Source organism: Nocardioides sp. P5_C9_2, assembly GCF_054049555.1.
Window position 1 is genome coordinate 1 of the sequence record NZ_JBFUMD010000046.1, and the last position, 13,059, is coordinate 13,059.

The window sequence follows — 13,059 nt, forward strand, 5'->3', positions numbered from 1 at the left end:
CCTCGAGCGCGCGGACCTCGTCGGCGAAGTCCGGGTCGTCGGAGGCCAGCTCGCGAGCGGCCTCGACGTCGTCACCGAGCTGGATCCAGTCGCGCCAGGTCGCGACGACGGCGCTGAGCTCGGCGTAGCGCTGGTTGAGGCGCTTGGCCAGTCGCTGGTCGGCGTGCGTCTCGGGAGCGGCGAGCTGCTCCTCGAGCTCGGCGTGCTCGGCGACGAGTCCCTCGACGGCCTCGAACATCGGTGGCTCCTGGGCGCTGGTGGATGGGGCGGACTGGCGGTGGACGACCGGGGAAATGCACAGCGCCGACCTCCCGCAGTGCGGGAGGCCGGCGCCGGAGGAGAGCTACTTGCTCTCGGTGCTCTGCGGAGCCTTCTTGGCGTAGCGAGCCTCGAAGCGGGCGACGCGACCGCCGGTGTCGAGGATCTTCTGCTTGCCGGTGTAGAACGGGTGGCACTGCGAGCAGACGTCGGCCTTGAGCGAGCCGGAGGTCGCGGTGCTGCGCGTGGTGAACGAGGCACCACAGGTGCAGGTCACCTGGGTGTCGACGTACGCGGGGTGGATGTCCTTCTTCATGCGGTGTCCTCTCGAAACAGTGCCGCCGGGTCGTCCACACGCGGCTGCGTGGACGTGAACCGGAGCCGGCACGCAAGTGTGCCACCCGTGACAACAGCGCACCCAATCGTGGCATTCCCGGCCGCCGGTGGCGAGCCGGGCCGCGGTCAGCGGGCTCGGGAGAGCAGCGCCTCGACCCGGGTGGCGAGCTCTCGCGGGCTGAACGGCTTGGTGATGTAGTCGTCCGCGCCCGACCCGAAGCCCGTCTCGACGTCCGACTCCTGGGCTCGGGCCGTGAGGAGGATGACGGGCAGGTCGGCCAGCCTCGCGTCGGCCCGGATCAGGCGTACGGCCTCCAGGCCCGACAGCCCGGGCATCATCACGTCCAGCACCGCGAGGTCCGGGCGGTCGGCCAGGCAGGCGTCGACCGCCGCCTGCCCGTCGGACACCGCGACGATCTCGTGCCCGAGCGTGGAGAGCTTGAACTCCACGAGCTCGCGGATGTCGATGTCGTCGTCAGCGACCACGATGCGTGCCATGTCCGTCCCTCGCTCTCGTCCGTGCCGACCCTAGCCCGGTCAGCGTCGCCTGGCCGCAGCGGCCGGGGTGCGCTGCACCTGGGTGAGCAGCTCGATGTTGGACTGGGTCGCACGGACCCGCCCCAGGACGTCCTCGTTGGCCTCGACCGCGGTGCGGTCGAGCAGCGAGCGCCGCAGCTTCTCGGTGATCTCGTGCTCCTCGCGGGTGAGCAGCAGGTCCTCGCGCCGGGTYCCGGACGCGAGCACGTCGATCGCCGGGAACGTGCGTCGCGCGGCCACGTCACCGGCGAGACGCACCACGCTGTTGGCGGTGCCGGTGAACTCCTCGAGGATCACCTCGTCGGTCATCGAGCCCGTGTCCACGAGGGCGCTGGCCACGATGGTGAGCGACCCGCCCTGCTCGATGTTGCGCGCGGCTCCGAAGAACGCCTTCGGGGGGTGCAGCGCGGTCGCATCGACCCCGCCGGACAGCAGCCGTCCGTTGGCCGGGGCCGCGAGGTTGTAGGACCGGCCGAGCTGGGTGAGCGAGTCGAGCAGCACGACGACGTCGTGACCGAGCTCGACGAGGCGCTTGGCGCGTTCGATGGCCAGCTCCGCGACCATCGTGTGGTCGGTGGCCGGTCGGTCGAAGGTCGAGGCGATGACCTCGCCCTTGACCGAGCGCTGGAAGTCGGTGACCTCCTCGGGACGCTCGTCGAGCAGCACGATCATCAGGTGGCACTCGGGGTTGTTGCGCGAGATCGACGCGGCCACGGACTGGAGCACGCTCGTCGTGCCGGTGCCGGGCGGCGCCAGCAGCAGCGCGCGCTGGCCCTTGCCGAGCGGGGCGACGAGGTCGATCGTGCGGCCGACCAGGTTGGCGGAGTCGGTCTCCAGGCGGAGCCGGTCGTCGGGGTGCACCGGGGTGAACGAGTCGAACTCGGCGCGGTCCCGCGCGGCCTCCGGGTCCGCCCCGTTGACGCTGTCGATGCGCACCATCGGGTTGAACTTCTCCTTGCGCTCGCCCTCACGGGGCTGGCGCACCTGGCCGACGATGGCGTCGCCGCGGCGCAGGCCGAACTTCCGCACCATCGACAGGGAGAGGTAGACGTCGTCGGTCCCGGGCAGGTAGCCCGAGGTCCGGACGAAGGCGTAGTTGTCGAGAACGTCGAGGATGCCGGCCGCCGGCACGAGGACGTCGTCCTCGAGCACGGTGGTGTCGGGCTCGTTGCGGTTGCCCGGGCGAGGGACTGTCCGGTCGCGGTCGCGCCCGCGGCGGCGGCGGTTCCGGCGACCGCCACCCTCGCCGTCGTCGTCCTGGTCCTGATCCTGCTGGTTGCCCTGGTTGCCCTGCTGGTTGCCCGGCTGCTGGTTGGCCTGCTGGTTCCCGGACTGCTTGCCCTGCTGGTTGCCGGCCTGCTGGTCGGCGGCCTGGCGGTCCTGCTGACGCTCGGGACGGTCCTGCTGGCGCTCGGGCTGGCGAGACTTCTGGTCCTGCCCCTTGACCACCGGCTTGTCGGAGCCCTTGTCAGAGCCCTTGTCGGCCCCCTTGTCGGAGCCCTGGCCGTCCCGCGGCGCGTCGTCCTGCTGGCGAGCCTGGTTGCGGGTGCGCTGGCGCGACGTGCGCTGCTGGTCGGAGGAGCCGGAGTCGGCCGAGCCGGAGTCGGCCGAGCTGGAATCGGGTCGTGCGGCGTCACCGGACGGCGGCGACTGCGACGCGCCGGACGTGGGCTGCTCGGCGCTCACCGAGGTGTCGGCGGGCTCGGACGGTGCGGAGGCCGGGACACGACGGGCGGGGCGCTGGGTGCGGGTGACGCGCGGGGCGCTGCCTGCCGCGGCAGCCTGCGCCCCTACCGGCGCGCCCGTCGAGTCGCTCGACGAGGCGCCGGCCGGTGCGCTCGACGGGGCGCCGGTCTGGGCTGCCTTGATGGCGTCGACGAGCTGCGCCTTCTTCATGGAGCCCGCACCGGAGATGCCCATCCCGACGGCCATCGACTTGAGGTCGGCGAGGAGCATGGAGCTGAGCCCGCCGCCACGCTTCTTGGCGCTGGGCGTTGCTGAGTCGGTCACGTAGGCCCTTCCCACGCTCGGAGCCGGCTCCCGCCGGGGAGCTGGCTGGTTGCTGACAGGTGGTCCCGGGACCGGTTGGTCGCGTACGCCCATGGCGCACACCGGGAGGAGAGGGTGCTTCCGGGCCGGCGGACGAGCCGCGGCGGCGGGAGCTCACGCCGAACGGCGCGCGCACAGGCTAGCAGGGCCGCTGCCTCACTCCGCCACGACGACGCCGCGAGGTTCGATGTCCAGCACGTGGTGCGCCCAGCCGGCGGGACTGCGGTGGGCCAGGGTGCCGTGGACGGCCCCGACGAAGGCCAGCACGGTCGGGCCCGCCCCGCTGATGACGGCGGGGACGCCGTCCTCGCGCAGCCGGTGCACCAGGGCGAGGGACTCCGGTATCGCGGGCCGCCGCTGCTCCTGGTGCAGGTAGTCGCGGGTGGCGGCGAGCAGGTGCTCGGGGCGACCCGCCAGGGCGGCCACCAGCAGCGCGGTCCGGCCGCTGTTGGCGGCGGCGTCGGCGTGCGGCACCACCTCGGGCAGGAGCCCCCGGGCGACCTCGGTCGCGACCGGGGTCGGGGGCACGAAGACCTCCACCCGCACCCGCGGGTCGACGGCCGAGGGGACGGCGTACCACTCGCCCGCCTCGCGTCCGCAGATGACGAAGCCGCCCATCAGGGCGGGGGCGACGTTGTCGGGGTGGCCCTCGAGGTCGGCCGCGAGCCGCAGCAGCGAGGCGTCGTCCAGCAGGAGCTGGCCGCCGGCCACCAGGGCGCGGGCCAGGGCCACGCCGGCCACGATGGCCGCCGAGGAGGAACCGAGCCCACGGCTGTGCGGGATGACGTTGCGGCACGACAGGCGCAGCCCGGGGGGCCGCGCCGACATCGCGTCGAAAGCCGCGAGCATCGCGCGGACCACCAGGTGCGAGGCGTCCCGCGGCACGTCGTCGGCGCCCTCGCCGCTCACCTCGACCACGATGCCCGAGTCGGTCACCTCGGCCTCGAGCTCGTCGCGCAGCGACAGGGCCAGGCCCAGGGAGTCGAAGCCGGGGCCGAGGTTGGCGGACGTGGCGGGCACGGAGACCCGCACCGGCCCCTGGACGTAGGTCGGCATCCCTCAGGCGAGCCCGGCCGCCGCGGCCGCGGCATCCACGTCGGCGTCCACCACGGTGTCCACGATGTCGCCGAACGACTCCAGCGCCGTGGCGGTGTCCTTGAGCCCGTGGCCGGTCACCGTGATCGCGACCGTCGCCCCGGCGTAGCTCTCCCCTGCGGCCAGCTCGGCCAGCAGCCCGGCGACGCCGGCGGCCGAGGCGGGCTCGACGAAGACGCCGTCGTGGCGGGCCAGCTCGACCTGTGYGGCGAGGATCTGGGCGTCCGACAGGGCGGCGAAGCGGCCCCCGGACTCCTGGGCGGCCGCCTCGGCGAGCTTCCAGGAGGCGGGGTTGCCGATCCGGATGGCGGTCGCCCTGGTCTCTGGGTCCGGGAACGGCTCACCGGTCACCAGCGGAGCCGCGCCCTCGGCCTGGAAGCCGCGCATCACCGGGCGCCTGCTGGACCGGCCCAGGTCGGCGTACTGCTCGTAGCCCATCCAGTACGCCGAGATGTTGCCCGCGTTGCCGACCGGCAGCAGGTGGTAGTCGGGGGCGTCGCCCAGGAAGTCGCAGATCTCGAAGGCGGCGGTCTTCTGGCCCTGCAGGCGGACCGGGTTGACGGAGTTGACCAGCGCGACCGGGTAGTTCCAGGCGAGCCCCTTGGCCATGTGCAGGCAGTGGTCGAAGTTGCCCCGGACCATGATGATCTGCGCGCCGTGGACGACGGCCTGCGCCATCTTGCCGGCGGCGATCTTGCCCTCGGGCACCAGCACCAGCGGCTTGAGCCCCGCCTTGGCGGCGTACGCGGCCATCGATGCCGACGTGTTGCCGGTGGAGGCGCAGACGACGGCCTGGGCGCCTTCGTGCTTGGCCACGGAGATCGCGGTGGTCATGCCACGGTCCTTGAAGGACCCGGTCGGGTTGTCGCCCTCGACCTTGAGCCACACCCGGCCGCCGGTGAGGGAGGAGAGCCACTCCGAGTGCACCAGCGGCGTACCGCCCTCACGCAGGGTGACCGCCTCGAGGCCGTCGGGGAGCAGGTCGATGAGGTCGCGGTACTCCTCGATGAGGCCCCGCCACTGGTGGTGGGCCCACGGCGCGTCGCTCACTCGTCTCCCCCCTCGACCCGCATCACCGAGGTGACGTCGCGGACGATGTCCATGGTGCGCAGGTGCTCGACGGTGGCGCTGAGCGCGGCGTCGGTCGCGGCGTGCGAGACCACGACGAGCTGGGCGTCGGCGCCGCGGCCCTCCTGGCGCACGGTCTGGATCGAGACCCCCTGGTCGGCGAAGGCGGTCGCGACCGCCGCCAGCACGCCGGAACGGTCGTCCACGTCGAGGGCGACGTGGTAGCGGGTGCGGGTGTCGCCCATGGGCAGCACGGCCCGGTCGGCGTACGCCGACTCGCCGGCGCCCCGGGTGTCGGCGAGGCGGTTGCGGGCCACGGTGACCAGGTCGCCCAGCACGGCGCTCGCGGTGGGCGAGCCACCGGCACCGGGTCCGTAGAACATCAGCTGGCCGGCGGCCTCGGACTCCACGAACACCGCGTTGTAGGCCTCGCGCACGCTGGCCAGCGGGTGCGAGCGCGGGATCATCGCCGGGTGCACGCGCACGGCCACCTGGTCCTGTCCGTCGGGTCCGCCGCGGAGCTCGCAGATCGCGAGCAGCTTGACCACCGAGCCCATCTCGCGGGCCGAGGCGATGTCGCCGGCCGTCACCTCGGAGATGCCCTCGCGGTAGACGTCGGCCGCGGTCACCCGCGAGTGGAAGGCCAGGCTCGCCAGGATCGCGGCCTTGGCGGCGGCGTCGAAGCCCTCCACGTCGGCGGTCGGGTCGGCCTCGGCGTAGCCGAGCTCCTGGGCCTCCTCGAGAGCCTCGGAGAAGCCCGCCCCCGAGGTGTCCATCTTGTCGAGGATGAAGTTGGTGGTGCCGTTGACGATGCCGAGCACCCGGGTGACCTTGTCGCCGGCCAGCGACTCGCGCAGCGGCCGCAGGATCGGGATGGCGCCCGCCACGGCGGCCTCGTAGTAGAGGTCGCGGTCGGCCTTCTCGGCCGCCTCGAAGAGGGTGGGACCGTCCTCGGCCAGCAGCGCCTTGTTGGCGGTCACGACGCTGGCACCGTGGTCGAGCGCGGAGAGGATCAGCGAGCGCGCGGGCTCGATGCCCCCGATCACCTCGACCACCACGTCCACGTCGTCACGCGCGACCAGGCCGGCCGCGTCGGTCGTGAGCAGGTCGGCCGGCACGTCCACCTCACGCGTCGCGTCGAGGCGGCGTACGGCGACGCCCACGAGCTCGACGGGCGCACCCACCCGGGCCTCGAGGTCGCCGGCCTGCTCGGTCAGCAGGCGCACGACCTGCGACCCGACCGAGCCGCACCCGAGCACCGCGACCCGGAGCCTGTCCGGTCGCTTGTCTCCCTCACCCATCACGCACCCACGTCTGTCGACAGCACATCGTCCTCAGTCTCGCGCCTGAGCACCACGGAGGTCTTCCCGTCCCGCACAGCGATCACCGGAGGACGCGGCGCGTGGTTGTAGTTGGAGGCCATCGAGCGGCAGTAGGCGCCGGTGCCGGGGACCGCCACCAGGTCGCCGGGTCGCACGTCGTCGGGCAGGAACTCGTCCTTGACCACGATGTCACCCGCCTCGCAGTGCTTGCCCACGACGCGCGCCAGCATCGGCGGCCGCTCCGAGGCGCGCGAGGCCAGCGTGCACGAGTAGTCGGCGTCGTACAGGGCGGTGCGGATGTTGTCGCTCATCCCGCCGTCGACCGAGACATAGGTACGCCGGGCGCCCCCGTCGAGGGCGACCTCCTTGACGGTGCCCACCTCGTAGACCGTGCACATCGCGGGGCCGACGATGGCGCGCCCCGGCTCGATGGACAGGCGCGGCACGTCGAGGCCCAGCGCACGGCACTCGTGCGCGACGATGCGCGTCAGCTCGGCGGCGAGCTGCGCGGGGGCGCTGGGGTCGTCCTGGGTGGTGTAGGCGATGCCGAAGCCACCGCCGAGGTCCATCTCGGGCATGGCCACGCCGAGCTCGCCGCGGACCCGGGCGTGCAGGGCCAGGACCCGGCGGGCCGCGACCTCGAAGCCCGACGAGTCGAAGATCTGGCTGCCGATGTGGCTGTGCAGCCCGAGCAGGCGCAGCCCCGGGGTCGCCCCGATCCGGCGGACCGCCTCGAACGCGTCGCCGGAGGCGATCGAGAAGCCGAACTTCTGGTCCTCGTGCGCGGTGGCGATGTACTCGTGGGTGTGCGCCTCGACGCCGGCGGTGACCCTGACCATGACGCCGAGGGGGCGGCCGAGCTCCGCGGTGACGCCGGCGAGCCGGTCGATCTCGTCGAACGAGTCGACGATGACCCGGCCCACGCCGAGCTCCGCGGCCCGCTCGAGCTCGCGCAGCGTCTTGTTGTTGCCGTGCAGGCCGACCCGCTCCATCGGGAAGCCGGCACGCTCGGCGACGGTCAGCTCGCCCCCGGAGCACACGTCGAGGTGCAGGCCCTCCTCGGCCAGCCACCGGACGGTGGTCGTGGAGAGGAACGCCTTGCCGGCGAAGTAGACGTCGTAGCCGGCGAACGCGCCGGCGAAGGCCCGGGCGCGCTCGCGGAAGTCGCGCTCGTCGAGGACGTACGCCGGGGTGCCGTGCTCGGCGACCAGGTCCGGCAGCGTCACGCCGCCGATGCTGAGCACGCCGTCGTCCTTGCGGGCGGTCGAGGACCACAGGGAGGGGACGAGCGCGTTGGCGTCGGCCGGCTCACGCAGCCAGTGCGGGCCGCCCGGACAGGTGCGGCTGAGGGCGCCGTCGGCATGGGCCCAGCCGGAGGGGTGGGAGGTGGGCACGGGTCACATCCGTTCGGGAGCAGAGACGCCGAGCAGGTCGAGCCCGTTGGCGAGCACCGTCCGGGTGGCCGCCACGACGACCAGCCGCGCCTCGTTGACGGGGGCCACCGGCTCGTCGCCCTGCGGGAGCATCCGGCACTCCTTGGTGTCGTACCACTTGTTGAACACGGCGGCGGTGTCCTCCAGGTAGCGCGCGATCCGGTGCGGCTCGCGGAGCTCCGCGGCGCTGGCGACGACCCGCGGGAAGTCGGCCAGGGCCCGCAGCAGCCGGCCGTCGAGCTCGTGGTCGAGCAGGGAGGGGTCGAAGGCGTCGCCGGGCAGCGCCATCCCCAGGTCGACGGCGTTCTCCATCATCCGGCAGGTGCGCGCGTGGGCGTACTGCACGTAGTAGACCGGGTTGTCGCTCGAGGCCCTGGTGATCTCGGCGACGTCGAGGGTCAGTGGGCTGTCGGCCGGGTAGCGGGCGAGCGAGTACCGCAGGGCGTCGACGCCGATCTCGTCCACGAGCTCGGTGAGGGTGACGATGGTGCCCGCCCGCTTGGAGAGCCGCAGCTCCTCGCCGTCGCGCATGATCTTGACCAGCTGGCCGATCATCACGTCGAGGGTGAGCGCCGGGTCGTCGCCGACGCAGGCCGCCATCGCGCGCAGCCGGCCGACGTACCCGTGGTGGTCGGCCCCGAGCAGGTAGATGCAGTGGTCGAAGCCGCGCGACCGCTTGTTGAGGTAGTAGGCGGTGTCGGAGGCGAAGTAGGTCAGCTCGCCGTTGGAGCGGATCAGCACCCGGTCCTTGTCATCGCCGAAGTCCGTGGTCCGCATCCACAGCGCGCCGTCGGCCTCGAACAGGTGGCCGTTGTCCTTGAGGCCCTGGAGGGTGTCGGCCACCGAGCCGTCGGCCCCCTCCTCGTGCAGCGCCCGCTCGGAGAACCACACGTCGAAGTGGGTGTTGAAGCCGTCGAGCTGGGCCTGCTGCTCCGCGAGCTGCAGGGCGTAGCCGGCCTCCCGGAACGCCGGCAGCCGCTCCTGCGCGGGGAGGTCGACGATGCCCGGCTGCTCCGCGACGATCCTGGCGGCCAGGTCGGCGACGTACGCACCCTGGTAGCCGTCCTCCGGGATCGGGCGACCCAGCGCCGCGGCCTCCAGCGAGGCTCCGAACAGGTCCATCTGGTTGCCGCGGTCGTTGATGTAGAACTCCCGGGCCACCCTCGCCCCGGCCGCCTCGAGCACGCGGGCGATCGCGTCGCCGAGCACGGCCCAGCGGGTGTGCCCGAGGTGCAGCGGACCGGTCGGGTTGGCCGAGATGAACTCGATGTTGACCGACTGGCCGGCCAGGGTCTCGGAGTGGCCGTAGGCGTCGCCGGCGGCGAGGATCTCCGCCCCGACCCGGCCCTGGGCGTCCGCGTCGACGGTGATGTTGAGGAAGCCGGGCCCGGCGACCTCGACCGCGGCGATGCCCTCGGCGGCGGCGAGGCGGGCGCTCACCAGCTCGGCGAACGCGCGCGGGTCGGTTCCGGCCCGCTTGGCCAGCTGGAGCGCGACGTTGGTGGCGTAGTCGCCGTGGCCCTTCTGGCGCGGTCGCTCCACGGTCACGCTCGTCGGTACGCCGCCCGGCAGCGTCACGGAGCCGTCGGCCACGAGGTCCTCGAGGACGTCGACGATGGTCAGGGAGAGCTGGCCCGGGTTCACCGAGCCAGCCTATCGGCGCCGGTCACCCCGACCCGAACCGGTTTCGCCGTGCGCCGAGCGGGGTTGTAGGGTCTGCTTCGCCCGAGCCTCCGTAGCTCAGGGGATAGAGCACTGGTTTCCGGTACCAGGTGCCGCAGGTTCGAATCCTGCCGGAGGCGCACGCGAACAGTGGGGAACATCCGACGGCCCCAGGCCGTCCGATGTTCCCCACTACTCATTTTCGGCGCGAGTGGTTTCGACACCGTTCCTTTGGTGTAACACTGCGTTACCCACGGGTACGCATGTGCGCGGACCGTGGCTCACCACGCGTCGACACCCCTTGGAGCACCCACGTGAGCAAGCTGATCTCGGGCCTGGCCCTCTCCCTGGCCACCGCCACCGCACTGACGGGAGCCCTGGTCGTCGGGCCCGGCGCGACGGCCGCCGAGCCCCGACGGGCACCGACCCTGACCGACTTCGGATTCCGGGCCGACGCCTACGGGGTCAAGCTGGTGACCGACAACGTCGAGGCCTTCGACGTCAAGGACGCGCACGCCCAGCTGCGCTGCACCCGGGCTCTCGGCCAGTCGGTCGAGAGGACGTCGGCGGTGAGCGTGCCCGGCAACCCGCTGATCCACGTCGCCGCCAGCTCCAGCCGCACCGACACCTACCGCGACGGCGACCGCAACGGGGTGCGTGGGGTCAACACCATCGGCGACATCCGCATCGGCGGGACGGTCAACGGGGTGGCCACCCCCGGTCTCGTCATCGAGGGGCTCACCACCACGGCCGACGCGTTCCACACCCCGCAGGGCTTCGGCCACGCCGAGTCCTTCGACTTCGCCCGCATCCGCCTCGAGCTCCTGCAGGGCACTCCCCTCCAGGGCACCCCTCTCGAGCAGCTGCTGGCGCCGCTCGACCAGGTGACCGACACCGTCTTCGAGGGCACCGGCGAGGCCGCCGACCAGGTCTTCCAGGTGCTCCGCTCGGCCACCGCCCCCATCCAGATCCCGGGCCTCGGCTCCATCGCCCTGGGCAAGGTCCGCGGCCAGGCCTCGGGCAAGCGGGCGACGTCGGAGGCCATGGCCCTCGAGATCGTCGTCGACGCGGGCGGTCGCCRCCAGCTCGTCGAGGTCGGGTCGGCCAACGCCCGCATCGGCGCCCCCGCCCCGGCCGGCGTCTTCCGCGCCGGCGGGACCGCACTCGACTTCCAGGCCCTGCGGGACAACCTCCACTTCGGCGGCGTGCAGCACAAGTCACTGCCGTGCGAGGGCACCCTGGGCCGGACGCAGACCTTCCGCGTCCCCTCCGCCTCCGTGCTCTTCGGCCTGCTCGCCGACCTGCGCTCCGTGACCTACACCCACCGCGGCAGCCAGGACGCGAAGCGCGACTTCGCCAAGGGCCTCACCGGGACCCGCATCGAGAGCGTCTCGGTGCCGGGCGTCGGGCTCGAGATCAACGGCGTCGAGAGCTCGGTGCGGATGCGTGGCAAGGAGCGCAAGCCGGTCCGGGCCCGCGTCGCGACCACCATCACCTCGATCACCATGAACGGCCAGCCCGTCCCGGTGCCCGCTCCGGGGCGCACCACCGAGCTGCCCAACGGCGTCGGGCTGGTCCAGCGCGAGCTGGTCAAGCGCAGCCGGTACGGCGCCAGCGTCATCGCCCTGCGGGTCACGCTCTTCCAGCAGGCCGTCGTGATGGACCTCGCGCTGTCCGACGGGCACATCTACCCCCGCTGACGGCGGGAGTCGCAGTCAGCAGCCGCGCAGGGTGGCGTCGCTCCGGGCGGCGTCCCCCAGCCGGCGGGCCTGGGCGACGTCGGGGAAGACCACGCTCTGGTCACCCACCGTGCCGATCCGACCGCGGATGACGCACGTGGTGATCCGCCCCGGCTCCACCTGGGCCACGGCCTGGGCCAGCTCGTAGATCTCGGCCGGCCCCAGGTCGGTGGCGAGGTGCTTCATGACCGTCATCACGCCGCGCTCGACGAAGCCGGGCCGGTCGGCCTGGGAGCGGATGCGGGCGTGGATGCCCCGCAGGGTCCGCTGCTGGTTGGCGGAGCGGTCGAAGTCGCCGCCGGGGAGCTCCTTGCGGATCCGGGAGAACGCCATGGCGTCGTACCCGCCGAGGTGGATGCGGCCGGCGGGGAACCCCTCCTTCTTGAGGTAGGGGTCGGAGAAGCGGCGCGGGTTCATCACCTCGATGCCACCGATGTCGTCGACCATGTCCTCGAAGAACGGGAACCGGGTGACCATCACGTAGTCGGGCGTGATGCCGACCAGGTTGCGCATCGCGCCGGCGATCCCCTGCGGCCCGCCGTAGTAGAGCGCGGCGTTGATCTTGTTCATCCCGTGCCCGGGGATCGAGACCCACGAGTCGCGAGGCACCCCGATCGCAGTCGCCGCGTCGGTGCGGGTGTTGATCCCGACCAGCTGCAGCGCGTCGCCGCGGGAGTGCAGCATGTCCTCGCCCGGCCGGGCGTCGGAGCCCACGGCGAGGATCCACAGCACGTCGGGGCCGACCGAGACTCCCCCGGCGCGCTTGACGCGCACCAGCTCGACGTCGGTCGAGTGCACCGCTGCATCCGGTACGACGAGCGCGGAGGCCGCGAGGACCACCGCGAGGGTGAGCAGGCGCAGGGTGCGGGAGAGGCGCGTCATCACAGCCAGCCCTTCGTGACGTCGTAGCCGAAGATCCGCCAGCCCGCGGGCCGTCGGGTCAGGAACACGCGGCCCCGGACCTGGAGCCGCCGGCTCGGGGCGCCGTCGTCGAGGGCGACCCGCATGCGCAGGTCGAACCGCGCGGTGACGGACCGCACGCGCCGGTCGACGGACAGCAGGTCCAGGCGGGCCCTGCGCATCAGCGGGGTCACCGACGCGACGCGGTGCCCGATGTCGGCGTTGGACATCAGGTCGCGGTCGTAGCTCGCGCGACGGGTCGCACCCGGTGTGAAGCCCGGGTAGCTGACGAAGGCGGTGCGGGGGTAGGTGCCGCCGACGTACGCCGCGTCCCACCAGCGGTCGAGGACCTCGGTGACCTCGCGACGCACGGCCCGGCGACGCGTGCCGGGCAGCTTGCCGACCACCGTGCCGATGTCCGCCCGGGTCGTCAGGGGCGCCGGTCCGGCGACGGAGGTCGTGGTGGCGGTCTCGGTGGTGCCGGACACCGGGCCGTGCGCCGCGCCGCTGCTGCTGCAGGCGCTCGTCGCGAGGGCCAGAGCCAGGACGGTCGCGCGGACCGGGCTCCGGAAGGGGGTGCTCATCAGGTCTCCAGGGGTGTTTCGTGTGGCGCTCGTGACACCTTGCATCAAGGGGCGGTCGCGGCCCTGCATTTGTGGG

The 13,059-nt window shown here is 72.8% G+C and carries 12 protein-coding genes and 1 tRNA gene; 2 read left to right on the forward strand and 11 right to left on the reverse strand.

The features are described 5' to 3' along the window. The 9 genes from ACXJKL_RS04115 to argS all read right to left on the reverse strand — a co-directional run. A partial coding sequence (locus ACXJKL_RS04115) for a PCRF domain-containing protein (RefSeq protein WP_457205784.1) occupies nucleotides 1–238 on the reverse strand: 238 nt, incomplete at its 3' end. A gap of 105 nt (nucleotides 239–343) precedes the next feature. Next, entirely contained in the window at nucleotides 344–574 is a 231-nt protein-coding gene (gene rpmE / locus ACXJKL_RS04120; protein WP_457205785.1) for a 50S ribosomal protein L31, read from the reverse strand. Nucleotides 575–720: 146 nt separating this feature from the next. Beyond that, the gene (locus ACXJKL_RS04125; RefSeq protein WP_457205786.1) at nucleotides 721–1,092 is read right to left on the reverse strand and encodes a response regulator transcription factor; all 372 of its coding nucleotides are present in this window, start codon (nucleotides 1,090–1,092) and stop codon (nucleotides 721–723) included. A 39-nt stretch (nucleotides 1,093–1,131) separates the two neighbouring features. Beyond that, complete coding sequence (rho, locus tag ACXJKL_RS04130; RefSeq protein WP_457205787.1) at nucleotides 1,132–3,141, reverse strand: transcription termination factor Rho; 2,010 nt, start codon at nucleotides 3,139–3,141, stop codon at nucleotides 1,132–1,134. A gap of 195 nt (nucleotides 3,142–3,336) precedes the next feature. Continuing rightward, a complete protein-coding gene (thrB, locus tag ACXJKL_RS04135; protein WP_457205788.1) occupies nucleotides 3,337–4,236 on the reverse strand; it encodes a homoserine kinase in 900 nt (299 codons plus the stop codon). A gap of 3 nt (nucleotides 4,237–4,239) precedes the next feature. Continuing rightward, nucleotides 4,240–5,325 (reverse strand): threonine synthase, encoded by a 1,086-nt coding sequence (gene thrC / locus ACXJKL_RS04140; RefSeq protein ID WP_457205789.1) that lies wholly within the window; start codon nucleotides 5,323–5,325, stop codon nucleotides 4,240–4,242. Then, entirely contained in the window at nucleotides 5,322–6,644 is a 1,323-nt protein-coding gene (locus ACXJKL_RS04145; RefSeq protein WP_457205790.1) for a homoserine dehydrogenase, read from the reverse strand. Before ACXJKL_RS04145 ends, thrC begins: the two co-directional genes overlap by 4 nt. Next, nucleotides 6,644–8,059, reverse strand: a complete 1,416-nt coding sequence (gene lysA, locus ACXJKL_RS04150; RefSeq protein WP_457205791.1) for a diaminopimelate decarboxylase — start codon at nucleotides 8,057–8,059, stop codon at nucleotides 6,644–6,646. The genes ACXJKL_RS04145 and lysA overlap by 1 nt, the downstream gene beginning before the upstream one ends. A gap of 3 nt (nucleotides 8,060–8,062) precedes the next feature. Then, nucleotides 8,063–9,742 (reverse strand): arginine--tRNA ligase, encoded by a 1,680-nt coding sequence (gene argS, locus ACXJKL_RS04155; RefSeq protein ID WP_457205792.1) that lies wholly within the window; start codon nucleotides 9,740–9,742, stop codon nucleotides 8,063–8,065. 85 nt (nucleotides 9,743–9,827) lie between these two features. Between argS and ACXJKL_RS04160 the strand changes: the two genes are divergently transcribed. Together ACXJKL_RS04160 and ACXJKL_RS04165 are read left to right on the forward strand one after the other, a co-directional pair. After that, nucleotides 9,828–9,900: transfer RNA gene (locus tag ACXJKL_RS04160), tRNA-Arg, on the forward strand. Nucleotides 9,901–10,074: 174 nt separating this feature from the next. Next, a complete protein-coding gene (locus ACXJKL_RS04165; protein WP_457205793.1) occupies nucleotides 10,075–11,460 on the forward strand; it encodes a choice-of-anchor P family protein in 1,386 nt (461 codons plus the stop codon). A 15-nt stretch (nucleotides 11,461–11,475) separates the two neighbouring features. On the opposite strand, the gene ACXJKL_RS04170 is transcribed toward ACXJKL_RS04165, so the two are convergent. Next, on the reverse strand, nucleotides 11,476–12,381 hold the full coding sequence (locus tag ACXJKL_RS04170) for an LCP family protein (RefSeq protein ID WP_457205794.1): 906 nt from the start codon (nucleotides 12,379–12,381) through the stop codon (nucleotides 11,476–11,478). Further along, entirely contained in the window at nucleotides 12,381–12,983 is a 603-nt protein-coding gene (locus tag ACXJKL_RS04175) for a hypothetical protein (protein WP_457205795.1), read from the reverse strand. Before ACXJKL_RS04175 ends, ACXJKL_RS04170 begins: the two co-directional genes overlap by 1 nt. Between the last annotated feature and the right edge of the window lie 76 nt (nucleotides 12,984–13,059).

Coding starts and splice junctions, on each gene's coding strand:
- ACXJKL_RS04175 (WP_457205795.1), bottom strand. CDS start 12,983: ATGAGCACCCCCTTCCGGAGCCCGGTCCGCGCGACCGTCCTGGCTCTG.
- rpmE (WP_457205785.1), bottom strand. CDS start 574: ATGAAGAAGGACATCCACCCCGCGTACGTCGACACCCAGGTGACCTGC.
- thrB (WP_457205788.1), bottom strand. CDS start 4,236: ATGCCGACCTACGTCCAGGGGCCGGTGCGGGTCTCCGTGCCCGCCACG.
- ACXJKL_RS04145 (WP_457205790.1), bottom strand. CDS start 6,644: ATGGGTGAGGGAGACAAGCGACCGGACAGGCTCCGGGTCGCGGTGCTC.
- ACXJKL_RS04125 (WP_457205786.1), bottom strand. CDS start 1,092: ATGGCACGCATCGTGGTCGCTGACGACGACATCGACATCCGCGAGCTC.
- ACXJKL_RS04170 (WP_457205794.1), bottom strand. CDS start 12,381: ATGACGCGCCTCTCCCGCACCCTGCGCCTGCTCACCCTCGCGGTGGTC.